Annotated in this window: 22 protein-coding genes and 3 pseudogenes; 3 read left to right on the top strand and 22 right to left on the bottom strand. The window is 43.3% G+C overall.

Going from position 1 to position 26,249, the window contains the following annotated elements; genetic code table 11:
* Positions 1-16: 16 nt before the first annotated feature.
* The 3 genes from ACQ86K_RS02560 to ACQ86K_RS02550 all read right to left on the bottom strand — a co-directional run bounded on the left by ACQ86K_RS02560 (position 17) and on the right by ACQ86K_RS02550 (position 2,462).
* Entirely contained in the window at positions 17-130 is a 114-nt protein-coding gene (locus ACQ86K_RS02560; protein ID WP_431199748.1) for a hypothetical protein, read from the bottom strand.
* The gene (locus tag ACQ86K_RS02555) at positions 124-1,521 is read right to left on the bottom strand and encodes a MiaB/RimO family radical SAM methylthiotransferase (RefSeq protein ID WP_431199747.1); all 1,398 of its coding nucleotides are present in this window, start codon (positions 1,519-1,521) and stop codon (positions 124-126) included. The genes ACQ86K_RS02560 and ACQ86K_RS02555 overlap by 7 nt, the downstream gene beginning before the upstream one ends.
* Before the next feature lie 146 nt (positions 1,522-1,667).
* A complete protein-coding gene (locus ACQ86K_RS02550; protein ID WP_431199746.1) occupies positions 1,668-2,462 on the bottom strand; it encodes a COG4315 family predicted lipoprotein in 795 nt (264 codons plus the stop codon).
* 352 nt (positions 2,463-2,814) lie between these two features.
* On the opposite strand from ACQ86K_RS02550, the gene ACQ86K_RS02545 reads away from it, so the two are divergent.
* From ACQ86K_RS02545 to ACQ86K_RS02535, 3 genes are all read left to right on the top strand, one after another.
* Complete coding sequence (locus tag ACQ86K_RS02545) at positions 2,815-3,153, top strand: hypothetical protein (protein WP_431199745.1); 339 nt, start codon at positions 2,815-2,817, stop codon at positions 3,151-3,153.
* Between the two features lie 122 nt (positions 3,154-3,275).
* Positions 3,276-3,623 carry a hypothetical protein gene (locus ACQ86K_RS02540; RefSeq protein WP_431199744.1) on the top strand — a complete coding sequence of 116 codons (348 nt, stop codon included), beginning with the start codon at positions 3,276-3,278 and terminating at the stop codon, positions 3,621-3,623.
* A gap of 59 nt (positions 3,624-3,682) precedes the next feature.
* On the top strand, positions 3,683-4,564 hold the full coding sequence (locus ACQ86K_RS02535) for a hypothetical protein (protein ID WP_431199743.1): 882 nt from the start codon (positions 3,683-3,685) through the stop codon (positions 4,562-4,564).
* 177 nt (positions 4,565-4,741) lie between these two features.
* On the opposite strand, the gene ACQ86K_RS02530 is transcribed toward ACQ86K_RS02535, so the two are convergent.
* The 19 genes and pseudogenes from ACQ86K_RS02530 to ACQ86K_RS02440 all read right to left on the bottom strand — a co-directional run bounded on the left by ACQ86K_RS02530 (position 4,742) and on the right by ACQ86K_RS02440 (position 26,247).
* Complete coding sequence (locus ACQ86K_RS02530) at positions 4,742-5,005, bottom strand: type II toxin-antitoxin system RelE/ParE family toxin (RefSeq protein ID WP_431199742.1); 264 nt, start codon at positions 5,003-5,005, stop codon at positions 4,742-4,744.
* A 24-nt stretch (positions 5,006-5,029) separates the two neighbouring features.
* Positions 5,030-5,236, bottom strand: coding sequence for a DUF2683 family protein (locus ACQ86K_RS02525; protein ID WP_091174625.1), 207 nt, complete (start codon positions 5,234-5,236; stop codon positions 5,030-5,032).
* Between the two features lie 287 nt (positions 5,237-5,523).
* Positions 5,524-8,736: a cell surface protein SprA gene (gene sprA / locus ACQ86K_RS02520; protein WP_431199741.1), complete on the bottom strand. Its 3,213-nt coding sequence runs from the start codon at positions 8,734-8,736 to the stop codon at positions 5,524-5,526.
* On the bottom strand, positions 8,733-12,533 hold the full coding sequence (gene sprA / locus ACQ86K_RS02515) for a cell surface protein SprA (protein WP_431199740.1): 3,801 nt from the start codon (positions 12,531-12,533) through the stop codon (positions 8,733-8,735). The genes sprA (ACQ86K_RS02520) and sprA (ACQ86K_RS02515) overlap by 4 nt, the downstream gene beginning before the upstream one ends.
* 24 nt (positions 12,534-12,557) lie before the next feature.
* On the bottom strand, positions 12,558-13,142 hold the full coding sequence (gene ruvA / locus ACQ86K_RS02510) for a Holliday junction branch migration protein RuvA (protein WP_091174622.1): 585 nt from the start codon (positions 13,140-13,142) through the stop codon (positions 12,558-12,560).
* A 239-nt stretch (positions 13,143-13,381) separates the two neighbouring features.
* Positions 13,382-15,660 (bottom strand): annotated as a pseudogene (locus ACQ86K_RS02505) (NADP-dependent malic enzyme).
* A 146-nt stretch (positions 15,661-15,806) separates the two neighbouring features.
* Positions 15,807-16,175, bottom strand: a complete 369-nt coding sequence (locus ACQ86K_RS02500; protein ID WP_091174617.1) for an iron chaperone — start codon at positions 16,173-16,175, stop codon at positions 15,807-15,809.
* Positions 16,176-16,810: 635 nt separating this feature from the next.
* Positions 16,811-18,088 (bottom strand): lytic transglycosylase domain-containing protein, encoded by a 1,278-nt coding sequence (locus ACQ86K_RS02495; protein ID WP_091174612.1) that lies wholly within the window; start codon positions 18,086-18,088, stop codon positions 16,811-16,813.
* A gap of 67 nt (positions 18,089-18,155) precedes the next feature.
* A pseudogene (locus tag ACQ86K_RS02490) lies at positions 18,156-18,812 on the bottom strand (amidase family protein); the annotation flags it as partial.
* Positions 18,806-19,090 carry an amidase family protein gene (locus ACQ86K_RS02485; protein WP_431199739.1) on the bottom strand — a complete coding sequence of 95 codons (285 nt, stop codon included), beginning with the start codon at positions 19,088-19,090 and terminating at the stop codon, positions 18,806-18,808. The pseudogene ACQ86K_RS02490 and the gene ACQ86K_RS02485, both read right to left, overlap by 7 nt.
* A gap of 52 nt (positions 19,091-19,142) precedes the next feature.
* Positions 19,143-19,580: pseudogene (locus tag ACQ86K_RS02480) on the bottom strand (amidase family protein); the annotation flags it as partial.
* 95 nt (positions 19,581-19,675) lie between these two features.
* Positions 19,676-19,855: a Sec-independent protein translocase subunit TatA/TatB gene (locus tag ACQ86K_RS02475; RefSeq protein WP_431199738.1), complete on the bottom strand. Its 180-nt coding sequence runs from the start codon at positions 19,853-19,855 to the stop codon at positions 19,676-19,678.
* A 256-nt stretch (positions 19,856-20,111) separates the two neighbouring features.
* Positions 20,112-20,330: a twin-arginine translocase TatA/TatE family subunit gene (locus ACQ86K_RS02470; protein WP_431199737.1), complete on the bottom strand. Its 219-nt coding sequence runs from the start codon at positions 20,328-20,330 to the stop codon at positions 20,112-20,114.
* Between the two features lie 59 nt (positions 20,331-20,389).
* Positions 20,390-21,700, bottom strand: a complete 1,311-nt coding sequence (locus ACQ86K_RS02465; RefSeq protein WP_431199736.1) for a murein hydrolase activator EnvC family protein — start codon at positions 21,698-21,700, stop codon at positions 20,390-20,392.
* Between the two features lie 16 nt (positions 21,701-21,716).
* Positions 21,717-22,661, bottom strand: a complete 945-nt coding sequence (locus tag ACQ86K_RS02460) for a DUF4292 domain-containing protein (protein WP_431199735.1) — start codon at positions 22,659-22,661, stop codon at positions 21,717-21,719.
* Positions 22,562-22,918 (bottom strand): tetratricopeptide repeat protein, encoded by a 357-nt coding sequence (locus tag ACQ86K_RS02455; protein ID WP_431199734.1) that lies wholly within the window; start codon positions 22,916-22,918, stop codon positions 22,562-22,564. The genes ACQ86K_RS02460 and ACQ86K_RS02455 overlap by 100 nt, the downstream gene beginning before the upstream one ends.
* Positions 22,919-22,959: 41 nt before the next feature.
* Positions 22,960-24,177 carry a tetratricopeptide repeat protein gene (locus tag ACQ86K_RS02450; protein ID WP_431199733.1) on the bottom strand — a complete coding sequence of 406 codons (1,218 nt, stop codon included), beginning with the start codon at positions 24,175-24,177 and terminating at the stop codon, positions 22,960-22,962.
* A 121-nt stretch (positions 24,178-24,298) separates the two neighbouring features.
* Positions 24,299-24,730 carry a dUTP diphosphatase gene (gene dut / locus ACQ86K_RS02445; protein WP_090534327.1) on the bottom strand — a complete coding sequence of 144 codons (432 nt, stop codon included), beginning with the start codon at positions 24,728-24,730 and terminating at the stop codon, positions 24,299-24,301.
* On the bottom strand, positions 24,727-26,247 hold the full coding sequence (locus tag ACQ86K_RS02440; protein ID WP_129571813.1) for a polysaccharide biosynthesis C-terminal domain-containing protein: 1,521 nt from the start codon (positions 26,245-26,247) through the stop codon (positions 24,727-24,729). Before ACQ86K_RS02440 ends, dut begins: the two co-directional genes overlap by 4 nt.
* Positions 26,248-26,249 lie beyond the last annotated feature (2 nt).

Raw genomic sequence — 26,249 nt, 5'->3', positions numbered from 1 at the left:
AGGATGTAACTCCCCTTTAGGGGGTTTGGGGGATAACTTTACCTATCAACGTAGCAGTTGTGCTGCGTTCAATCAATACGTTTACATATTGCCCCGGCTTGTAATTTTCACCAACCGGGAAAATCACCATCGCGTTTTGATCGCTGCGGCCACAATAGTCTTTGTCTGATTTTTGGAGAAACCTTCTATCAGTACACGTTCTACCCGGCCAATGCGGGCCTGCATTCTGTAAAAAGAATATTCCTGTTGCTTGGCTACAATTTCGGTTAAGCGTTTTTGTTTTACCTCTTCCGGTATGTCATCGGCATAGCGTTTTGCCGCTAAGGTACCCGGCCTTTCGCTGTATTTAAACATGTAGGCAAAATCATACTTTACGTAATCCATCATGCTTACAGTATCCTTGTGCTCCTCATCTGTTTCGCTGCAAAAACCGGTGATCACATCGGTTGAAATTGCACAATCCGGAATGATACGACGGATAGCGTCGATCCTGTTGATGTACCATTCACGGTCATAAGTGCGGTTCATCAGGTCAAGAATACGGCTGTTGCCCGATTGTACCGGCAGGTGGATATAATTACAGATGTTATCGTATTTATTGATGGCATACAGCACCTCATCGGTGATATCCTTTGGATGTGAGGTTGAAAACCTAACCCTCAAATCAGGATCGATCAGTGCCACCATTTCTAACAGGTTAGCGAAGTTTACCCCTCCAACCTCCCCCAAGCGGAGGCTTTTGTCATTTTCAACGCCTGCTTCAATTTGCCCTTCTAAAGCCCTCTCCTTTGGAGAGGGTTGGGGAGAGGTCCATTTATATGAATCTACATTCTGCCCTAATAAAGTAACCTCACGATAACCTCTGTCAAACAGGTCGCGGCATTCGGCAACTATCGATAAGGGGTCGCGGCTGCGCTCGCGGCCACGGGTAAAGGGTACCACGCAAAATGAGCACATGTTGTCGCACCCGCGCATAATGGATACAAATGCATTGATACCATTGCTGTTTAAACGCACCGGGCTGATATCGGCATAAGTTTCCTCACGGGAGAGCAGCACGTTAACTGCCTTTTGACCATCATCTACCTGGTTAATGAGGTTCGGCAGATCGCGGTACGCATCCGGACCAACCACAACATCAACTAATTTTTCTTCTTCCAGGAATTTTGATTTGAGGCGTTCGGCCATACAGCCCAATACACCTACTACCAGGCCCGGATTTTTTACCTTAGCAACGGTAAACTCTTTTAAACGGTTGCGTACGCGTTGTTCGGCATTTTCGCGGATAGAACAGGTATTGATGAAAATAACATCGGCTACGCTATAGTCGGCAGTGGTTTCAAAACCGCTTTCGGCCAATATCGATGCAACTATCTCACTGTCAGAAAAATTCATGGCGCAGCCGTAGCTTTCAATATAAAGCTTGCGGCCATTATTTTTAGCTGTTTCGGCTTTTAACATTAACGCCTCACCCTGCCTGCTCTCATCATGTGTTTTATCCGGAATAAGCAAATCCATCATTTATATAAAAAATTAGTTTGCAAAAATAAACAAAATTTAAATACCTAAATGACATATTGTCAGTATTAAATAAAATCTCATTTATTTCAAAAAAAACGGGTGACACTTTCGCGTTACCCGTTTATCCTATTCAAATAAGCCGTTACTTATTGCGTTAAAGCTACAGTGGTGGTATTATTGATTTGCCAGATAGCTGCACCGGGCGTAGGGAAGCTTACACCCTTGGTGCTACCTTTAACACCATTGTCCTGGCCAAAATAGTAAAGTGGATGCCCTTTGTACACCAGTTGTGTTTGTCCGAATACGGTTATCACATCAAAGTCGGCTTTATTTAAAATAGAAGGAACACTTTGAACCGCCGTTACCGCATCGATTGGCCAATTAGCGTCATGCGCCACCACACCGGTGCTGAATTTATTTGTCTTAAACGTATCCTTGGTAAACAGGTACAAAGTACGGCCATTGGCATCTGTGATATATTGTGAATTTTCAGTACCGGCGATACTTTTGCTTGTGTATTGGTTACCATCATGCCCTATCAGTTGCGCGTAGGAAACCATAACGGTGTAATCCGGCTTGGCTATAAACCATGATTTGTCAACGCCATCACCGTTAACATCGGTAACTGCCACGTCTTTTGCATAATAATATAAAGGCCAGCCTTTATAGGTAGTTTGCTTGTTGCCGTCGGCATTGGTGATAACGCCGAAGTCGGCAGCTGCCAGGCCGGTACCTATAGATGGGTTTTCTTTATAAAAGGCAGGCCAGGCTACAGCGCATCCACCGGTACAAGTTGAAACGTTTGCGGCATCATCAGAGAACAGGTACAACGCACGGCCGTTATTATCCGTTATGATACTACCAAAAGTTGCGTTTGAGGTAAGCTGTACGCCGGTAACAGCTTTAGGTGTGGTTGGATTGTTGTCGTGATTTTTTTGCACGATGCCGCTAATAAAGTTAGGGCGATTGAGCCTGTCAGGGCTAAGTACATTTTTGTTTTCATCGGGGGTCTTTTGATGTTAGTTATGGATATTTATAAACATAACGCCCTGAAATTCCCGAGGGTTGCTTTGCAGTTAAACAAAACCTTTATTTGAGTTAAACGCCGGCATATAATTCCGCATTAACAATGATGAATTAAGTATGAGTTTTAACAAAAAATAACTTATCCATCCGCTATGCTATAACAAAAGTTGCTACCTTGCTGTTAAGCATTAAAACACAAGTAAAAGTAACACCGGTAAATGGCACTCAATTTTTTAAAGCACCAGTGGCAAAAAAACGTTCAAATTTGTGCTGATACCGGTTATAGTGATATTGCTGCTGGCCGTAGTAGTAAACAGGTATTGGTCGCCCATTTTGGCCGACAAAGTAAAGGATGTAGTATTAAGCAGCAGCGACAGCCTTTACAAAGCCGATTTTTCGGACGCCGAGCTGCATATCCTGCAGGGCAAAATTATTATTTACAATATAACCCTTAAGCCCGACACAACAGTTTATAATCAAAAAAAGCGTTTACGCCTGGCCCCCAATACCCTGGTTGAGCTTAAGGTAAAACGGCTGGTGCTTAATCATGTGCATCCATTTAGCCTCTATTTTCAAAAAAGCTTAATATTGGCCAAATCATCCTGAATGAGCCACGCCTGAATGTAAGCTACCAGCTAAACCATACCAGGGATACTGTTGTTAAAGATCGCCGTACAGCCTGGCAACGCATCTCCAAAAGCCTTAGATCGATCCATATCGGCAGCATATTGCTTAATGATGTTAACCTGAACTATGAGGATTACTCGGGCAACAAGGTGGCCATTTCCAAACTTAAAGAGCTAAACTTAAGTGCAAACGACCTGCTCATTGATTCGGCTACACAATATGATAAATCGCGCCTGCTTTATTGCAAAGATATCGTCACCGAATTAAACAATTACACCGGAGAAACACCAAGCGGCTTGTACGCTTATAAGATCAGGCATCTTAAACTCTCCACCCTTACATCACGCCTAAATATCGAAGGACTTGCTATGCAGCCTACTAAATCGGACGTTTTTTTGATAAAAGCAAGAAAGACAGGCTGGGCTTACTGGCCGATTCTGTGCAGCTAAACAATTTTGACTACCTAAATTATCACAAATACCGCACAGTTTCTGCTTCAAGCCTAACCATGACAAATGGCAAGATAACTGCTTTCACCAATCCGGGTAAGAAACCAGATCCTATAACCGACAAGGTTAAAACGTTCCCCAATATGATGATCAGGAAATTAAACCTTGATTTAAGGATCGACACCATGAAAATCCGGCACGTTGATGTGGTTTATAACGAGTTCAATAAAAAATCTCAAAAAACAGGCACCGTTACCTTTAATAATACCAGCGGGGCTATTTATAATATTACTAACAATCCATCGGCCATAGCCAAAAACAACATTACCCTTGTTGATCTGACAACCTATTTTATGAACCGCGGCCGGCTCGATGTGCAATTGAAATTTAATTTAAGTGATGAAGATGCCGCCTTCAGTTATAAGGGCACATTAGGACCAATGGAATTTGGAAGGCTAAATCCAGCTACCATGCCTTTGGCTATGGTAAAAATGACATCGGGCAGTGTAAAAAAATTCAGCTTTGATATCCAGGCCAACAGCAAGGTATTTAAAGGCAAGGTTGATTTTTTATATAACGATTTAAAGGTGGTATTATTAAAACCAGATACTGCTAACGACCGCTTTAAAAGGAAATCGATCATGTCGATATTTGCTAACCTGTTTGTGATCAGGCGTAGTAATCCTGATGATAAGGGAAAGCTCACTTCGTCATTAGTAATATATAAGCGACCTAAAGATTCGCCTTTTTTTAAAACGGTTTGGAAAACCTTACTCACCGGAATCAAACCATGCATCGGCCTTGATGAAGAAAGCCAAAAAGCCACTAAAGACCGCATCGACGAGCACCTCAAAAACAAGGAAGAACGGTTAAAGAATAAGGCACAACGCCAAAAAAGAAAAGCAGAGCGAAAAAAGCTGATGGACCAGGGGAAGTTTTGATTTGAAAATTATTCAATTTGAAGATTTGAAAATGGAGCCCCTCGAGTTTTCTTCCGCCGCTGTTGGTGTTCGGAAGATAAAATTTGGGCGAAAATGTTCATTTAAAAAAGAGACAACTTTATCTTCGAACACCTGTGATGAACACCCACAACGGCGGGGTATTGATTGGGGAACTTGTTATAAAAACAACTGATCCCGACGATTGTCCCAAAAGTATAAGAGATGAACAGATGTTTCTGTAACCCGGTAAAATAGAGAAGTGTGTTTACTGATAATTGCAATTCTTACATTGACATCTATAGATGTAGCTTTATACATAAGTGGATATTCTGCTATTAGAGCTACGATGTTTTCAGTCTTTTCTAAAAATTTATCAGCAACTTTTTTTCCGAAACGGATTTCAATAAAGTCGTAAACTGCTATAAATGTTCTCGTCCGCATTTTGCGTAGATAGGATTTCTAAACTCATCTTCTGTTTAGAACATTCCTAAATCCGGTGTATGGAGTTAATTTTCCCTCATCAGCTTGTTTTAGTGATTCTTTAACTCCCTTAACCACGTAATCCGGGTAAACTTCGCTTTTTTGTTCAAAAGATATTTTCATGGCTTTCATCACTGCTTTTAAAGCTGCCATCTGCTCCTTATTCTCAGGGTAAACAATTAATGCATCCATATAACAAATATACTAATTCCTTAAAGCTATTTAAAATCCCGGGTGCCGTTCGTGTCCCCTCAGGATCTCTTTTTGAGGATCATGAATTATCCGCAAATTTTTCCTGGATAGAGTAAAGCTTCGTTCATATAGTATTCGACTAAGGCTAACCGTAAGATAATTATCAGCCTTAGGGTCCTCTCCCGAGAGACCCAGAGGGGACGGAAGTTAATTTAAATTGTGAGCGACCCGAGGGAACGGGGTCTTTCATTTTCAAATCTGCAAATTAACCCATCTTCAAATCAGCCTTATTGCAGCAACAACTTCAAATTAATCCCAAAATTGGTAAATGAAGTATTAAACGTTTGCGAAGTATAGGGTTTGGTAAGGTTTGAATCATAAAACAAATTCAGATTAAAACGCTGGTTGATCACATAATCAACAGAGGGCCTTACGGTAATATTTTGTGCACCCGATGAGATCTCAGCCGATTCAACGTCGGCACGGTAAATGAGCGTTTTATTATCGCGCAATGAAAAATCGAGCTTAAAGTTCACGTCCTTATGCTGAATGCCTTCAAACCAGCCAAACGGAAAATGGAAATCTTTGGTGTGGTAACCAAAACCAAAAACAATGATCTTTTCATTTTGCTGCGCCAACTGGCTGTTAAGCATACTTAAGCTGAGCGAGCGGCTCTGGCGATATTCGGCATTGGCGGTCATGCTGTTTTTGAAACGTACGCTTGCACCCAGCAAAGGCACAAACTGCTCAAAAATGGTAACCTGCGAAAACTGGTACAACGGCAGGAAATCATTATTTAAATCGCGCGAAGTGGCAGCGCCGTTAGCTTCGCGATATTGCAGCAGCGAGATAAAGCCGCTTACATTATATGATGAACGGTAACCATGGCTCAGGTCAAACGAATCAAAAATATCCTGGAACCAGGAGATCTTACCTAAGCCATTGTACGTTACCTGCCAGTTAGGAATAGGAATTTTTGGGAATTGCGACAGGTTACTGCCCGAAGCATTTTTACCTGCATATGCTGCCAGAAACGCAGGCACCAGCACATTTTGCGAATTTGGCCCGTAACCATCGGCATAGCCATCAGCACCCCCTGCCGAATTTGGGTTGGTACGCCCTAATCTTTGCGATATCACAGCGCGGGCATCCAAAAATTTCTGAAATGTAGATGAAACATTGTTTATCCCCTTTGCCGATTCAAAGGCGGTACCAATGGTAAGGAACGATACACTGTAGTTACCCGATGTAACCGGGCTTAATGTTTCGATACTATTGCTCGATGCCAGGTATTTAAAATTGGCCTGATAATTATGATCCTGGGTTTTAAATGCACTAAGCTCAATCCGCAGATCTTTAAATGGTTCAATAATCCCCCTGAAGTGCATGTCCTCGTTTAACGATGTGGTATACAACTGATTTTGCAGGGTATCGGTGGTGATCCAGCCGTTAGCGACAGCCCTGCCCCGGATATCTGCCTGGCTGCCCAGTAAAAAGCCAAACCCGGGGGCATTACCATCTGCACCAAAAAAGCCCGACTGCGGTAAGTATCCCGGTAAAAACGTTCCCTGGGTACGGGTATAGGTTGCGCTCAGGTTTTTAATACTGGTTAGCAGGCCTATCAGGATATTGCTCTTTTTATTGGGATTATTGGCCTTACGGATAAAAGGGAACTTGTTATACAGCGACACCATATTCAGGGTTGGGTTAAGCTGGATTGCCCTTGAGTTTTGAATACTGTTACCAACATCATAAGCGGTACTATTGATAGCAAACAGCGGCTGTGTTTGCCAGTTAAAGTGTGTACTGTAACGAGCTACTGCCGATATCCAATCCAATCCCGGAATTTTGTTAATAGGTACCGTATAATTAAAGTTGATAGTGTGGTTATAATTGGTTGTACGGCCCAGTTTTTTCAGGTTATCCCAAAGGGTATCGCGCTTTAAACCATTGATCCGACCGGCGGGTTCATCCACAACCGAAAGATTGGTAGCGTCAATATCCATCTGTAATGATTTTGACAGGTTCCAGCCTATGCCGTATACACGGGTTATGTTGAAATACTTGTTGAATGTAGTTGTCGGGATAGGAATATAGTTATTAGGATCATTATCGCGCAGGGTATTCTCCGAATAAAAGCGGTTAAAATTGATGCTAAAATTCAATCGCGACGGCAGCAGGCTAAAGTTCAAATCCCGGAACAGGGCCAGCATATTGCTTTTGATGATCCTGGCAAATGGGCTGTAGTATTTGGGCTGATTGGTATAATTATAAGCAAGTGTGAGATTATAGGTTTTCTCCACATCATTCTGCGTCACAAAATCATTGTGATTGTATTCGGTGTAGGCATAAGTGGCATTAAAGTTTTCAATATCCCAAATATGGTTAAGGGCATTTTGGTTTGTACGTGCCTTATGTACGTTGGTAAAGTTGATGCTTTTGCGGGTGGTAATGTCAATAGCCGCATTCCGGATAGAGTCACGCTCTTTGGTGCTCGTTGCCGCCGCCAGCGATGCCTTCAGCTCAACATCCGGCGCTCCGGGATCATATTGCGGCATGCTCCTTTGTGATGACAAATTGATGTATGCCGGGATATGGATGCCGCTTTTATCCGGAAAAAACTTGCCGAGCTCAACATTGGCCGATACGTCATAGGTTTGATCATCACTCTGGCTCCGGTCATTCAGCCTTGAATCAAGGGTACCGAAACCAATAGTTGTTTTACTGCCCGATACGGTAATATCGGCAAAGTCGGCAAGCTTGGCATCAATCCTCGCGGTTGCGGCCCATCCCCCGCGCTGATCAAAATCGGTAAGGCGCAGCTCATCATACCAAACAGTTCCTGATTTATCCAACCCATCATCGGGCAAAACATTTGTGCCTTTATATGGATTGCGCACGCCAAGCATAATGGTACGCAGCTTGCTTAAATCGGGCTGGCCCTTGATATAAACTACCTTATCACCCTCGGTGTATTTAAAAAGCTGGTTGTAGGCCACGTTGGAGTGATTACGTGCAAGCTTCGCCCGGATCAGCAAATCAAGCTCCAGGTCCATTTCATTAACATCCGGCCATATTGCTCCTGCATCGCTGGTACCCGGCTGGGTTATTTTTAAAGGCAATTCGTATTCATAATAGTTATCCTGGTAATCAACCCCGAGGCGGATAAACGCGTTCAGGTCATTATCCTTCAAATAATCACCCTCGGCATGGATAAACATCTGCATGCGTTTGTATTTGCGCAGGTCATTATAAAAAGTACGGAAGGCGGCCCTTGAATATCCATCGCGCAGGCTTTTTATATTAAGGGACAGTGATTGCTCGTTGAGCTTGGTATTGGTTTGCAGGTTATTGTAATTACGCTGGCGGTTAATACCGGGCGGCACCACATAAGGTATAGGCGTGCGGTTACCGTTCTCTTCAATATTTACGGCCTGCACGTCGACGGTCGAATTATCTATCGGTGGGTTTTGGATAGCAGGATCGGCAATAACATTCAACGGATTTTTTCGGTATTGAAAGCACGCCACTCGCCGCGCACCAGTTCCAGGGTCGCAAAACGCAGTACTGCAGTATCGGCAAAGTTGGTCATGAACATCCTCATAAAACGGATTGCCTTAAAATCCTGGATGTTGCCCACTTTTGATTGATAATCAGTAATCGGAATGCGGAACTGGTACCAGTTAACCGCCTGTGTTGTTCCGTTGGGCAGTTTTACCTGTGCGGTAACTTTATCGCTGATGTAATTTTGCCCTACAACCATATCTGCCGGGCGCATGGATACTTTATATTGAAAATATGAATCTTCCTGGCTCATGTTGTTGTCCCGGTTAATATCCTCGCCATCGGGCAGGGATGTTGAAGCCGAGTTTTGCAAGCCAAGCTCTGCCTGCGATTGCTGTGCCGTTTTCGAGTTACCGTCGGTGCCGTTGTATTTGCTATAACGGTCGAGGATGCCGGCACGGGCCTGGTCGAGCGCTGCGCCCTGGTAATACTGATAATCATCTGACGAAGGGTCTGCAGCGATGGTAGTAGCGGCCTGCGCGTTCAGTTGTCCTTTTATCTGCTGAACAACCGGGGCAAATTTGGTTTGCTCATCCTGGTCGTTCATGCCGTCCAAACCAACGTCCTGCAGTTTACGGGCATCGGGGTTGTTATCAAAAGCATTAATAACCGGCTGTAGTTTAGACACCCGCCCCCAGCTGGTTTCATCCACCTTGGTCAGGTCGCCGTCAACAGGCAAACCATTTTCCAGGCTTTTACGTCCATCTTTTAAAATATCTTCTGATATCGAACCTAAGTTAAAGTACAAGTCGCCACCAGCCGAGTTTGGTTTGTATATGAACGGATCAAGCATCCAAAACTCGATGTAGGATACGTTCAACGATTCAAAATCATTTGTTTCCAGCTTCCTGAACATACCACCCCAGCGTGTTTTAGGGTTTTGTAAGGTACCATCGGGATTAATGCCGGTGGTAGCATAGTTGTACGGCCCACGGATACTTGGATAAAAAGCCATGTTGAGCGTAGCCAGGCTAATCGGTTGCCCGGTAGCCGACTGCTTGTAAGGGAAAACTTCCTGCTCAATTACCTGCCTTACATAATGGTTGGAAAGCTCGCTTCTTGATATGGGGATGGAACCTGTATTGGTATAAAATATCGGGTCGATATTATAAAATGCCAGGCGGGCACGGTTATAGCCATAGCTCAGGTTATCAAACAAAGCCGATTCTCCAAACAATTGCGGCGTTCCTGAAATTTGCCAGCTGTTAGCTCCTTTAATATCTATTACCGATTGACTGTTTTCAAAATCGTCAAGATAAGATGTGCCGTGTTTGGAGCCTGCAAAATTCAATGCACCGGGACTGCCAGGCATCAGTTTGGCAAACTCGCCGTAAAAATTAATGGACGATGGCACTTTGGTATGGATGCCGGGGATCTTATCAACCAACCTGGTTAAAAACCTGGAGTTTGAACTGTAATTGGCATCAAACCCCCAAATGGTATTGGAGATGGATTCTTCGCCGGCAATTTCATTTTGGGTGATAGGCTGTTCGGTGAGGTGCATCAAAGTAGCACCTAACTGAAGTTTATCGCTGGCATGATAATCAAGCCTGGTGCCGTACAATGACTTTTGCTGCACGCCGAACAATTCATTATTCTCCAGCTTTACGGTAATAGGCTGGCCGGAAGATAACAGTGCCTGGTTCAGGATCCTGATCCGCCCGGAATTGTAATCAACCGTGTAATCGTTGCCCTCCTGCAATTTTACCGTACCAGCGGTTACGTTTACCGATCCCTGCGGAATGTTAACTGCATTTAGTTGGTACTCCGAACCTCCTGTTGAGGTATAAGTCCCCTTAATTACATACCTGTTTAATGCCGGGAAATATTGCTGCGCGATAGTTTTGGTTGAGTCATACAATGGTTGATAAACATATCGTTTAACCAGGTCGGTCTCGCCCGGGGTAAATTTGGATGCCAGGTCCGAACCAAAAGGCTCCACCACAGGGAACGAAATCCGCCCGTTTTGCGAATCGATGGTGATTCCTTCTAAAAAGTCAAAGTAGCCATCCGGTTTTTTATCGCTTTGCTGGTTGAGGTTATCAAGCCCTGCTACCTGGAGCCAAAGTTTACCTTTTAGGTTTTGCCCCTCTTCCATTACCGTTTTTTCGATCCCCGTTTTATCATCAAGACGGGTTACCGTTAATTTAAAATTGGTAGGGGCTATTTGAAAAGCACCGAGGGAGTAAATGTTTTTCATCATCAAATCCCAGGTAGGCAGATTGGTTTTCAATAACTCGCCTTTCAGCAATTTCACAAAAAGCACATTAGGCGTATTTGGGTTAACCGCAACATCGCTGCTAAATTCACCCACCTGGTATTGCACACCGTTAACGGTATACTGATAAGCTACCGCCAGCACCTCGTCATTATTCAAGGGATAATTTAGGGAGATGTAACCTAACTGCGGGTGCAGGGTATATTCCTTATCAGTAAGCTTGCGGGCGTAAGTTAGTTTTGAATAGTTATCCGTATTGCCCGATCCCTGGAAAAAGCTGGCGACATCATTGGAGTTGGTGAGCCTTGCATTTTGCGGCAAAACAGATAACAGGTTGTTTGATTGCTGGGCGAAACCTGGCCCTTTAAAACCCGCAGGCAGAGCGCTGCCGCCGCCTACTATCCTGGTTTTATTGTATGGGTTATTTTCACCAAGGTCCATGAAAGCCAATATATCGCGCGAATCGGTAGTTACATTGGTACGGTTGGTTGTCCAAACCTCAATTTTAGTAATGTTTACATTGGAGCTGATTATTGGGATATTGGCAAGCGCCCTGTTATAATTATTCCTGAAATATTGCGACAGGAAGAAGTGCTTGTTGGCCTCATAATCGGCAGGGGTCAACCTAAATTCACCCTGTTGCGAACCATTGGTAATAGTTATCGTTTTTGACTGTGAGCGTTGCTGCGAAAAGATACTGGTAACATCCAGCCGTCCAAATTTCAGCTTGGTTTTAACGCCAAAAAGCGCCTGACTACCGGTGATCAGCGTGGTATTAAGCGGCATACTAACCGTACCGGCTTCAATTTTCTGAATGATCTCGTCGGGCGAGCCTGTATAATCCAGCTTTATCTGGTTTTCAAACTGGAACTGCGCGTCGGTATTGTAATTGGTGGTGATCTTTAACTTATCGCCTATATTACCGGTTACGTTGAGTTGAATGCGCTGATCAAAATTAAAGTTAAACCGGCTGCGCTGGCGGGTGTTAAAAAGCGGGTTTTGGTTTTTATTTATCTGCCCGGCCATGATCATCTCTGCTGATCCTTGCGGACGGATATCAATCACCGAGCTGCCAAAGATCTGCTCAAACGTCCGGCTCCTGACCTTTATAGGCGGTATAAACCCTGGCTGCTGCGAATCATAGGCATAATTATCTGCCAGTTGCTGAAAATAGCCCCGCTGGGTCGATCGTTCTTTAAGTTTTAAATATTGCTCAAACGTAAGATACTGCGGGGGGCGGTAAAGTAAATTACCTACCCTTTCGTATAAAATATAACGGTTTGTGGCCGGATCATATTCAATGGTACGTACCAGGCCTGCCGGGTCGGTATTGAAAATACCTTCCCTCATCCGCTGGCTTCGTGGCGCGGTCAGGTTTATTGGTGCATTTGATTTGGTTGTATCATTTTTAGCCGCAGGCGAGGGCTTTTGTTGTGCATAAACATTTCCCAGCCCCCCGAACACCACAATGAACAACACACTTATAAGTGTCTTATAAGTAAATACTTTGATCAAAAGTTAGTAGATATTTATCCGTAATTATAGCGTTTTTAACGCGAACTTAATTAGTTCTTCAACCGTTAATTCGCCATTATTTTTCTTGATCTCCTGGTCTAATACCTTTTCGGCAACGTTACGCGCAAAGCCCAGCATTACTAATGCAGATAGTGCTTCATCCTTAACCGTCTGGCTCACCGGCACAACAGTTAGAGTATCGGGGCCTTCCTTACGCAGCTTATCCTGCAGCTCCAAAATAATCCGCTGAGCCGATTTTGGCCCAATTCCTTTTATCCGCTGGATCAATGAAACATTACCGCTCACAATAGCCGCCTGGATCTCGGCCGGGCTTATGGACGATAACATCATCCTTGCCGTATTTGGCCCGATACCCGAAATAGAGATCAAATGTAAGAACAACCTGCGTTCACCTTCCGTAGCAAAGCCGTAAAGTGTGTGCGCGTCCTCCTTTACATGTAACCATGCAAAGAGTTTACATTTTTCGTCGTCACTAATGCCCGAATAGGTATTTACCGAAATATTAATATGATACCCTACCCCTCCCGCATCTATAACCACATACGACGGGCTTTTGAACATTAGTTTTCCACTAATATAATCATACATATATTATTACTTTATTAATTTTTAAACAATGATGTTAATGGCAGATAGCTTTTACAGTGATTATCCAAAGATAAAATTCCGGCGTCATTATGTTCATATAATGACAAACAAAAAGCTGCGTTATACTCACCTTAAAAAATAAAGACGCTAAGTATTTAAATACCAGCGTCTTTATCAAAGATGTATTACTAACCCTACTCAAACCCTCCCTTCCGGGGGAACTTTAGAGGGAGTTCTATTTAACTGTTGGCGGCAGCTTTTGCCTGTGCATCAACCACTGCAATAGTAACCATATTTACAATTTCACGTACCGAACTGCCTAACTGCAACACATGCACGGGTTTTTTTAAGCCAACCAATATCGGCCCAACTGCTTCGGCGCCGCCTATTTCCTGCAAAAGTTTATAGGCAATATTACCCGACTCCAGGTTAGGGAAAATCAGTGTATTGGCCGGTTTACCATTGAGTGTTGAGAACGGGAAGTTATCATCAAGCAAATCAGCGTTAAGCGCAAAGTTGGCCTGCATATCGCCGTCGACAACCATGTCGGGGTATTTTTCGTGCAGTATCGCTACTGTTTCCCTGGTTTTTTCCGGTATCTCCCCTTCGTTCGAACCAAAGTTGGAGTATGATAATACAGCTATCCTCGGGCTGATATTAAATTGCTTTACCGAGCGTTCTATCAGCACGGTAATATCAACCAAATCATTCACACATGGGTTTACGTTCACCGTTGTATCGCCAAAAAACACAGGGCCTTTAGCGGTGATCATCATATACATGCCCGCAACACGGTTCACACCTTCTTCAGTACCGATAATTTGCAGGGCAGGTTTCACTGTGGTTACATAGTTTTTGGTTAAACCTGAGATCAGCGCATCGGCACGGCCAAACTGCACCATACAAGCGCCGTAGTAGTTGCGGTCTACCAATTGCTTTTTAGCCTCGTACAGGGTAATCCCCCGGCGCTGGCGTTTGTTATACAGAAACTCGGTATACTCATCCATATGCTCACATCCTTCCCGTGGATCAATAATATGAACATCGCCCAAATCAAGGTCATTATCATGGATGATCTTTTTGATCCTGTCGATATTGCCCAGTAAAATAGGAGTGGCAATACCTTCCTCTTTCACTATCTGTGCCGATCTTAAGATCTTATAATTATCGGCCTCGGCAAATACAACGCGCTTAGGGTTCTGTTTTGCTTTAGCGGTAAGGTTACGCAGCAGCTTATCATTAGTACCCAGGCGCACCCTCAGCTCCTCTGCATATGCATCCCAATCGGTGATCACCTTACGGGCTACACCTGAAGCTATGGCCGCTTTTGCCACCGCCATGGATACCTCGGTGATCAGCCTTTGATCCATTGGTTTCGGGATGATATAATCCTTGCCAAATTTCAGGTTAGTAAGGTTATAAGCGAGGTTAACGGCTTCGGGAACCGGCTTTTTAGCCATTTCGGCAATGGCGTGTGTAGCGGCAATCTTCATTTCCTCGTTAATGGCAGTAGCCCTTACATCCAGCGCACCGCGGAAAATGTAAGGGAAACCAAGCACGTTATTTACCTGGTTAGGAAAATCGGAACGGCCGGTTGCCATAATAATATCATCGCGTGTGCCGGCTGCAAGGTCATAATCAATTTCGGGTACCGGGTTGGCCATAGCAAAAACAACGGGCTTTTTAGCCATGGTTTTCAGCATGTCGGGGGTTACCACATTACCTGCCGAAAGACCGACAAATACGTCGGCATTTTTCATGGCATCGGCCAGTGTTTTAACATCTTTGCGGTCAGTAGCAAACTCCATCCTGATCTCGTCAAGATCGGTGCGTTCCTGGTTTAGCACACCATTGATATCAAACATCACCAGGTTCTCTTTTTTAACCCCTAATGACAGGTACATTTTTGAACACGATACCGCGGCGGCGCCCGCACCGTTAACTACCATTTTTATTTTGTCGAGTTTTTTCCCTGGATTTCGCAGGCATTCATTAAAGCTGCCCCCGATATAATGGCGGTACCATGCTGATCATCATGCATTACGGGAATATTCATTTCGGCTTTTAGCCTGCGCTCAATTTCAAAGCAGGTTGGGGCCGAAATGTCTTCTAAATTTACACCGCCGAAAGTGGGCTCAAGCGCTTTTACAATGTTTACAAAGTCATCTACACTTTTGGCGTTCAATTCAAGATCAAACACGTCAATATCAGCATAGATCTTGAACAGGAGACCCTTACCCTCCATTACAGGTTTGCTGGCCTCAGGGCCGATGTTGCCCAGGCCAAGTACGGCAGTACCGTTGCTGATCACGGCTACAAGATTACCTTTGGCGGTATATTTATAAACATCTTCGGTATTGTCAGCAATCTTTAAACATGGTTCAGCCACACCGGGCGAGTAGGCCATGGTTAAGTCGCGCTGCGAATTTGTTGGTTTGGTAGGTACAACTTGTATCTTTCCGGGACGGCCTTGCGAGTGGTAATTCAGCGCGTCCTGTTTTCGGTTAGTTTTATTCATTTTTTTCAAATTGAAGCGCCCAAAATTACAATTCTTTTTATGGAACAAACATAAAAAAGCCCCTTTTTGCGATTATGTTAAAAAGAGGATAAAATACGGTTAAAGTTTTGATAAGATGTGTTTAAAAGATTGCATTTAGCAAAATTCTACTTTTTCTTCTTCCCTTTCTCCAGGTTCTTTTGCACCCTGAACTTTACAATTTTGGTGATCAGCTCAAGAGGCATAGGCTCATCAAGCGGAAACTGAACCGAGCCTTTGGCTCCCTTATAACCTGACAATTCTTCTTTAAATTCTTCCAATCCCTGCGGGGCCGGGTAAAAACCAATGTGATTTTTGAAGCCACCAAAGTGCACCAGGTTGCCATTGAGCACAAAGGTTGGAATAGCGTATTTGATAGCCTCCTCGGCATCTGGCGCAGCGGCTTTGATCGTTTCACGTACCAATTGCAGTTTTTGTTGAACATCTGCCGGGAAACCGGCAATATATTCGTCAATATTTTCCTTTGGCTTTTCCATGCTGATGAGTGATTGGTTGAAATAAATCTACGAAGCTTTTTTCGCTTTTGGAATCATCTCTTGCGCTCGTTTACAAACCTACCGTGTACCCATATCTTTTAATTATTATTATGAATTAAAAGAAGATGTCATTTCGACAGAACCTGTTGGGGAATGTGCGGATGTGGTGAGGAGAAATCTTATACATCCAGCTCTAAACTATGTAAAGCGGCTCTACAGGGCGTATAAGATTTCTCTTTCGCTCCTATACTTAGGCCTGCCCAGCTTTGTCGAAATGACATTTTTTTTAAAGATATGGGTACACGGTAGGTTTGTAAACGAGCGTAAGTTTAAAAACTCCGGGTATAGCGGTCTAAGCTGCTTTTGCTCCGGCGGCCGGAGGCTGCTTGATAGTTGCCACCCGTCAGGAGGCGAGCGGCGGCGAGGGGGTTAACAGGGTTAACAGAAATTGGGGTTATCTATACTCAAAACACTGAAAATCAACAAAATAATCAAAAAACAGTGTTAACCCCAAAAGCCATGGTTCGGCTGGGGCCAAGCGGTGGAAAAATGACTTTAATAACCTTATAAAAATAAAAATCCGAAAGCTGGATCTCAACTTTCGGACTTGCAGACATCGGAATCTCCGAAAAAAATTAATTCTTTGAATACTGCCCGTCATCCTGCACATTGGCAGCAACTTCGCCGGCAGATACTTTTAACATGGCCCCTACTGTTGCCCGGTTAGTTTTAAGATGGTTCCAAACTTTAAGGTCTGATACTTCACAGCCAAACATATCAGCGATAGAAGCAAGCGTTTCGCCTCTTTTTACTTTATGGTGGGTTGGCATTCGGCGTTCGGATTTTGCCGGGGTATATTGAACAGCGGCATAAGTAGCGGGCCTTGCAGGTGTTGGTTGCACAGGCGCATTAACGCCATTTAATACATTATATAATGCAGCATAATGATCTTTTGCAGTTTGAGGAATAATAAGCCTGCGTGGTGTTTTAGGACTTCCGTTAACTACCGCCATCCTGTACGATGGGTTAAGGATCGTAATCTCTCTTAAACTCACATCAAGCGCCTGGGCAACATTACTTAACGGCACTACCCTTTTTACCATCACCGTATCGGTACGGGTAGAGAAATTGCAGGCTTGTGCAACAATGTTATGTTTATTAAAATAATGCATCACATAATTCATGGCAATGAAAGCAGGCACATAGCCACGGGTTTCAACAGGCAGATACTGGCGGATGCTCCAAAAATCGGTTACACCACCGGCCTTTTCAACAGCGCGTTCCACATTGCTTTTACCGCAATTATATGAGGCAATGGCCAGTAGCCAGTCGCCAAATTCCTGGTAGGCATCCTTCAGATAGGCAGCCGCGGCATAGCTCGATTGGATAGGGTCACGGCGTTCATCAACATAGTTATCCATGTTTAAGCCATAAGTTTTTGCCGTGGTGCCCATAAACTGCCAAAGACCTGTGGCCCCTACCCTTGATACCGCGTTCGGATCAAGCTTTGATTCAACAATCGACAGAAATTTTATTTCTTCGGGGATCCCGGCTTCGCGGAAAGCCTTTTCATATATGGGGAAGTAATATTTGGTTAAGCCTGCAACCTGGCCCATTTCATCGCGGTTGTGCATATACAGATCGATATAACCCTGTACATATTCATTATAATCAAGCTGGATATCTTTACGAATGGAATCTAACCGGCGCTTGTACAAACCTCCGTATGTACTTACCGGCAACGACTGGTTAAGCACCGGTAAAATAGTAGTGTCGGCGTTTACAATATCGGGGTTAAATTTGGTTGCCCGGCTTATTTGCTTAATTGACTTTGCCGAATTGGTTGTGTTTGTTTCGGCTTGTAAAACCTGGAGTGATAAGAGGCAAATGGTCAGCGTAAATAATCTCTTCATTTATTCAGGGATTTGATTAATTTATAATGCCCAAAGCATCAGCATTTTACTAAAATATCATTTTTTATTACAGATCGAGAAAATATTTGGCAAAATCTAACAGTTGCTGTTCGCCAAAGTGCTTTGTTAATAACTGTAAACCTAACGGCAAACCGTTGCTGTTATTGCCCGTAGGTATTGATATGGCCGGTACACCGGTTAATGAGGCTTGTACGGTAAATATGTCAGAAAGATACATTACCACTGGATCTTTCTCTTCCTTACCTATTTCAAAAGCCGGTTCGGGCGCCGACGGTACCAATATAAAATCATACTCTTCCAGTATTTCATTAGTTTTTTCCTGGATCAGCCTGCGTACCTTTTGTGCTTTAGCGTAGTAAGCATCGTAATACCCCGCGCTCAAAACAAAAGTACCCAGCATAATACGGCGCTTTACTTCCTTACCAAAACCCTCAGAACGGGAACGTTTATAAGTAGACTGTAAATCTGTAGCCAGCGGACTGCGATAACCGTAATGCACACCATCGTACCTTGCCAGGTTTGATGATGCTTCGGCCATGGCCAGGATATAATAAGTTGGCACCAGATAATCCAACAATTCAAAAGCTATCGGGGTAACTGTATGCCCATCGGCACGCAGCTTATCGATGTATTGTACAAGGTTGTCTTTTACTTCGGTGTCAACACCAGGGCTTGATATTGCTTCCTGCAGGTAAGCTATCTTCTTTTTCCCGGCTTTTGAAGATTAGTATATGATGCAGGCGGCGGAGTTTGTGATAACGTACTGTCATATTCATCCGGACCTGCGAGTACTTCCAGCAATAATGCAGCATCTTCTACCGATTTAGTGATAGGACCAACCTGGTCAAACGATGAAGCATAGGCGATAATACCGTGCCTTGAAATTGTGCCGTATGTTGGTTTTAAACCAACAACGCCGCAAAATGAAGCTGGTTGCCTTACCGAACCACCCGTATCCGTACCTAAAGCGGCATGGCACATCCCTGCTTGTACGGCCACAGCCGAACCACCCGACGAGACCGCCTGCAACTTTAGTTTCATCGGCATGGTTTTTTACCGGGCCAAAGTATGATGATTCGTTGGTGGCACCCATAGCAAATTCATCGCAGTTGCAGCGCCCAATGATCACCGCATCTTCGGCCAGCAGGCGTTCAACCACAGTTGATGAAAAGATGGAAGTGAAACCGGTTAAGATTTTTGAGGAGGCACTAACCTGGTGCCCTTTATAGCAGATATTATCTTTAATGCCGATAACCATACCGGCTAATTTGCCGGCGGTGCCATTCTTTATTTTGTTGTCAACGTTTTTTGCAGCAATCAGCGCTTCATCAGCAAACACTTCATTAAAAGCATTTAAATGAGCATTTTTTTCAATTTCAAGCAAATAGCCTTTTACAAGACCTTCAACAGTAATTTCTGCACGTTGCAACCCGCTCTTTATTTCGGTTAAAGAGGAATAAATATTAGCCATGGGGCTAAAATAAAAAACTTATCCGTTGAAATAAGAAATAAATCAACAGATAAGTTCATATACTCAATAAAAATGGCATTAAAACCTAATCCCTGTTAGGGTATTAAGCTTTTTTCTTCAGATGAAGAAGATGAGCCGTCGCTGTTTTGCGCGTCTTTAAATTCCTTAACGCCTTTCCCTAAGCCTCTCATTAATTCAGGTATTTTTTTACCGCCGAATAATAAAAGTATCGCAATGATGATCAGAATAATTTCTGGTGCGCCTAATCCACCCATGATTTTAAGTTTTATGTATGATTAATATTATATTATGATTTGTATTCTTCTTCTTTTTCGGTATCCAGATGACTACCGGTAACAGTCTTATCTAAATTGATATGACTTTGGTGTTCCGGCTCGGCCGGGGTATTTACGTGATAATCGCTAATAGCGATTGTATTTGGAACAGTATTTTCAACAACGGGCTTTTCGTGCTCAGCTGCAGCTTCCGGAGCTTCGGAGGCTTTTTCATCTAAAAGCGGTTTTTCTTCTTCTACTTTAGGTGCAGGTTTTTTTCCTCGTAATTATTGATCTGGTTATTGATCTCACGTTTAACATCTTCAGAGGCATCTTTAAAGTCGCGGATACCTTTACCCAGGCTCCTCGCCAGGCCGGGCAGCTTTTCGCCGCCAAATAGCATCAATGCTGCAAAAAGTATCAGTACCATCTCGCCCGTACCAATATTTAAAAATAACAAAACTGAACTTAACATAGCATTCTGTTTAAGGATACAAATATATACAATTAAAATTTCTTATAGTTCATAACTAATTAGTTAGGCGCCAGCCAGATCTTGGGGTTAACGGGTGTTGTTCCTTTATAAATTTCAAAGTGCGCCTCCGTTTCTCCTGTCGATGGATCAGTTGCCACCGTGCCGATAGCTTGTTTGGTGCTCACTTTTTGCCCACGCGCAACAGTTACCGACCGTAAATTACTATAAGCTGTAAAATACTCCCCATGCAATATAATTACCAAATAGGTCCCGCTCACATCACCCACTTTTACAACCGTACCATCAAATACAGCCCTAACAGTACTGCCCTGGTTAGTACGGATATCAACACCTGTACTTTCACTCCTGATACCCTCAGGCGTGGTATAGGTACCAAATCCCTGGGTAATTATTCCGTTGGATACCGGCCATGGTAAACCACCGCGATTACCCAAAAAGTCGTTCGACAGCTTAGCGGCCTCAGGCGTGGCGTTCAATACACTTGATGTACTGCGCGCCGCAGCCGGCTTAGCCGGAGCCGGTGCAACAGGCGCTGGCTTATTTTCGGCCTTTGCTTTGGCTGCGGCCAGTCTTGCGGCTTCTTCAGCCCTGCGTCTTTCTTCTTCAGCAGCCCTGCGCCTGGCTTCCTCAATTTCCCTGCGGATAGCCTCATTAATGGCACGGGTTGTTTTAACGATCTTGGCCTGCAGGTCCCTCTGTTGTTTTTTCAGGATCCCTTCATGCTGCGACAGATCGCTTACCACCTTAACCTGGTTATTACGTTCATTACCCAGTGTTTCTTTTTCCTTTTGCTGATCTTTCAAGAGATCATTTTTTTCATTCTTGGTACGGTCAAGCTCATTAATTTTAACATGCAGCTCTTTTTGTGTACCCTGGATATAGTTTGCCTGCCGCTCACGGTAGGTACCAAACTGCTGTAAATATTTTAAACGTTTATAGGCCTGGTTAAAGTCTTTTGATGCAAAAAGGAACATCATCTTATTATAGGCGCTCTGGTTGCGGTATGCAAACAGGATCATAGCTGCGTATTCCTTTTTAAGCTGATCCAACTGCGACTGTAAGCTACGTACGTTATTATTGCTCTCAGAGATTTGATTATCCAATAATCTTACTTCAGAGTTGATATTTTCAATTTTTTCCTGCCGCAGGTTTATCTGTGCCTTCAGTATGCTTAGCTGCTTTAATGAAGCCTTTTTATTATTTAAAGTTTCATTGTAATCTTCATTTAATTGTTCAAGCTCCTTATTCAGCTGTGCTTTACGACGTTTCAGTTCGTCACTGCTTTGTGCGTATACATTAACTGCTGCCAGTACCAATAGTAAAAAGAAAACTGCTTTTATAAACTTCATCAAATAAACATATTAATTATTTACCAGGCTCGTACCCATCAGGAATGCTGAACGGATAGTTTTGCTGTACTTCAAAATCGGCCTTAGTATAATGCAAATTAACTTGTATTTTTTTATCTTTTACTACTGATGCGATATCTATTTGTGCCGGCAATACCCGGTTTGTTGCTTCGATAAAGGTATTATTGGTAACCTGTAATGATTGCGCCTGGCGCTGGTTATCTAAATTGGTTTGCGTAACCTTATTATCCGGACCAAGTATCAGCTTGTAAACCAGATCGTTCAGGGAACCGCTCAAGGTTGTATTGCCATCGGCATGGTCAAAGGTCGACTGCTCGTTCAGCAGTTCGGGCACCGCGTTGCCAATCAGCAATGACTCGAGCGTTTTATAATTAACCTCTTTGCTGGCGTAAGTATATATATAACTGAATGGCTTTTTAATGTAAACGTTTTGCAAGCGGTTAATGATCATAATACTGTCGGGTGTTATCACGGCGCGGGCCGCTTCAATGCCTAATACTGCTGTGATGGAAACCCAAATCCTTTTATCTTTTGCTATCCTGATATTCAGGGTAACATCATTGCTGTTATTATTGATGCTAAGCTTGGTTTTTGCCTTGCCCGCAAATGTTGTAAAATTGACCTGGTTTGCCCTTATGGCAGCCAGTTTGCCGGCAATATCACTCGTCCTTGCTGTCGAATCTGCCTTACGGGTAACCAAAACTTGTTTACGTGCTTTACAGCTTAGCATTACCAGCAGGCAGCAAGCTATAAGTAAACTATTCGCTATATTTTTTTCATTTATCTTACGATCTAAAACAGGTGACTGCTCACCAAAGCCTTTCGCCTTTTTCCAGTTAGTTACGGCAGCATCAGTATTCCCGAGGAAAAACAATATATCACCATAATGTTCATACTTAACCCCGCTATTGTCTTTATCATGCGTGAGGGCCTTCTCCATCCATTCTTTTGCCTGGGCATATTTTTTTGTTTAAACAGTATCCAGGCATAAGTATCTTCAAACGATGCCGTATTAGGCTGCAACTCGTTGGAATGTGCCGACATTGCTGCCGCCTTTTCCAGCTGCTCATTCCTTAACGATAAATAATAAGCATAATTGTTTAAAGTGAATGCATTATCCGGATTGTAGGTTAAAGCTTTCTCATAACTTTCGTCAGAGCTTTTAATATTCTTCAACTCATGATAGCAATCGCCCAATAATGAAAAACTTAACGAAAGTAGCTCCTTATCCTGAAGTTCTAATGAAGTAGCATTTTTAAGATAACCAACTGCCTTATTGTTATCCTTTTTTGTGCCCAGGCCACACCAACAAGATAGTTCATCCAGGCCTGGTTCGGAAATAATGACAATGCGTTTTCACCATCTTTAATAGCGGCATCAAGGTCGTTGTCGCCTAAATCCAGGCGCACCAGCTGTTCCTGAACATTGTACACCTGGTTATTAAGCTGGGCCGATTTTTTAAGTACTGGCTTTGCCTCTTTATATTTGGTATTCTGGATCAGCATATCACCATAAATGGCATAAGCCCTGGCGTCGTTAGGATGGGCAACGGTCAGGATCCGGCTTAATTCAAGCGCGCTGGCTTTAGCATTAGCCTCCGGAAACTTAGGAAAGTATCCCGATATAATATTAATTTTTTGGTCGATGCCGATATCCGGAATGGCAAATCCCTGGGTAAGCTCATTAAAGCTGGCTTCGTTATTCTTTTTATCGCGATAGATATCGGCCAGCGCGAAGTGCACCAAACCATTTCGCGGATCAAGCTTTTCGGCTTGCTGCAATACTTTAAGCGCCTTATCGGCAAACCCGTTCGAGTTGTAAACTTCGCCAAGGGCCAGGTAGTAACGGATCTCCCCGGGATTAGCGGCTATCTGCTTTTCCAGTTCAGAAGTGGCCTGGTCAATTTTGCCCTGCTTTAAATAGATTTTTTGACGATTGGCTAAAAGATCATCACTCGGGCCGTTCAATTTTTCAATCTCATCATATACCTTAAGGGCATCATCGTACCTTTTCAGGATGGTAAAAGCATTGGCCTTGTCAAAATAATACGCTGATTTATCCGGGTTAAGCCTGATCAGCTGGTTAAAAACATTTTCAAGCTTATCAATGGTATTGGTTTTTTCATAGCTATCGGCCAATGCCGCCCAATACCATTCGTTATCCTTATTTATTGCTACAGCCTGCTCTAAAAGAGGCTCAGAAGCTGCAAAATCATTTTGCTGCCTTTTAAGGTTTGCCAGTTCATATAAAGAAGCATCATTTGCAGGGTCGGCCTGTAAAACGCGCTCAAACATTTCGGTGGCAAGCTTATAGTTCTCAACCGTTTTTTCGCGCAGGGCCGAAAAGAAAAGCTGCTTAACCATAGCGCTGTCCTGATAACTCATCACCTTACCTGCCGATGCCAGTGTTTTATTATCGCCGTTCTTTTTATGCTGAGCCTGAGAATTTAGAGGCAAGATGGCAAGAGGCAAGAATAAAGACGCAAGAAAAGGCGCAGAAAACAGGTGTGTTTTCCGTGTACTTTCTAATTTAATATTGCTTTTACCAATCTTCATTCTTCTTGTTTCCTGACTCTAATTACTTCCCTGTGTGTCCGTAGCCGCCTTCGCCCCTTTGGGTTTCGTTCAGTACTTCTACCTGCTCCCAGTTAACACGCTCGTGTTTGGCAACTACCATCTGGGCTATCCTGTCGCCGGTATTGACCTCAAAATCTTCTGTCGAGAAATTGATGAGTAATACCTTGATCTCTCCGCGATAATCGGCATCAATAGTGCCCGGCGAATTAACAATACCGATACCATGTTTAAATGCCAGGCCGCTTCGCGGGCGGATTTGCGCTTCGAAACCCTCGGGCAATTCAATATATAAACCTGTTGGAATGAGTTTACGTTCCATTGGTTTAAGCACTACCGTAGTTTCTACATCAGCACGCAGGTCCATGCCTGCTGCATGAGCAGTTTCATAAGCCGGTAAACTATTTTTTGATTTGTTAATTATGCGGATGATCATCGTTTAAATATAGCTTTTAACTCTTTGCGTTCAAAGTAATACGCTCCAGCCGCAAATAAAAGTAAAAGCCCGTTACCAACAAAAATATTACGTTTAAATACTGAAAACGACAGAAAAACAAACAATACCGAGACAATTATATACGCAAGGTTCTTTTTTAAGTTATACGGGATGGGGTAATTTTTTTGCCCCCACAGGTACGAGAGCACCATCATGGTAGCATAGGCCGCGAACGAGATCCACGCCGAAGCCATATAGCTGTATTTAGGAATAAGCAGCCAGTTTAAAATAACGGTTAATACCGCCCCTACACCAGATATATATAAGCCATACCGGGTTTGGTCAGACAATTTATACCACACCGAAAGATTCATATAAATACCAAGGCTCAGGTAACCGAACAACAAGGGCGGTACAACGCCAAGGCCCTGCCAAAACGGATTGTAAACTATATGATGTTTCACCTCATGCGTTTCCTTTCCTACTATAAGAGTAGCCAGTATATCAACATTGGCAATAAGTGCTACACATATAATGGCCACCATAATTACAAAGTACGTCATGATGCGGGCATAAGTTTCGCCCGAATTTTTGTTTTTTGCATGGCTGAAGAAAAACGGTTCGGCACCTAACCTGAAGGCCTGCACAAAAATACTCAGAAATAATGCAATCTTGGCGCAGGTGCCATAAATGCCCACATGCGTATCGGCGATACTTTGGGGCAGCATTTGCTTCAGCATCACCTTATCTAATGACTCATTAATGATGAACGATATATTGGCTATCAATATAGGCCAACTGTATGCAAACATTTCGCTTAACATGGCACCGTCAAACTTCAGCTTCATTTGCAATATCTCGGGCAATAGCAATAATATGGTAAGCCCGCTTGCTATTGCGTTAGCTAAAAATACATATCCTACCCAATTGGGCCTGTACCAACCTGCCATCCACGCTCCGGATGGCAAATGGTGATTTATTATAAACGGAACGCCGAACAGAAAAAACAAATTGAGCATCATTACAAGGCCGATGTTTGAGCATTTGATAATGGCGTATTTTATGGGGCGGCCTTCTGCCCTGATACGGGCAAAAGGAATTACGCAAAAAGCATCAAGCACTAAAATTACGAGGAAGCACTTTACGTAAAAAGTATAGTCGGCATGATCTTTAGCGACGCCGGCCTGCATGTAATTGACAATAGGATTTAGAAATAGTACACAAAAAACCAGGAATATTACTGATACCATTATAACAACACCAAACGCATTATTATAAACCTGCTGTTTGTTATCTGAACGTTTTTGCAGGTACCTGAAATAGGTAGTTTCCATACCAAAAGCCAAAATGGCGTTAATGATAGAAGCACTTCCATATACCGATGTAAAAACGCCGTTAGCATTTACCGGCAGGGTACGGGTATAAATTGGCGTTAAAACAAAGTAGATCATCCGGGAAATGATAGTACTTAAACCATATATAGCAGTTTGCCCGGCGAATTTTTTTATAGTAGACAATG

It is taken from the genome of Mucilaginibacter sp. P19 (assembly GCF_050632265.1).
GTDB classification, from domain to species: Bacteria; Bacteroidota; Bacteroidia; order Sphingobacteriales; family Sphingobacteriaceae; genus Mucilaginibacter; species Mucilaginibacter gossypii.
This window is presented reverse-complemented; position numbering and strand designations above follow the sequence as displayed.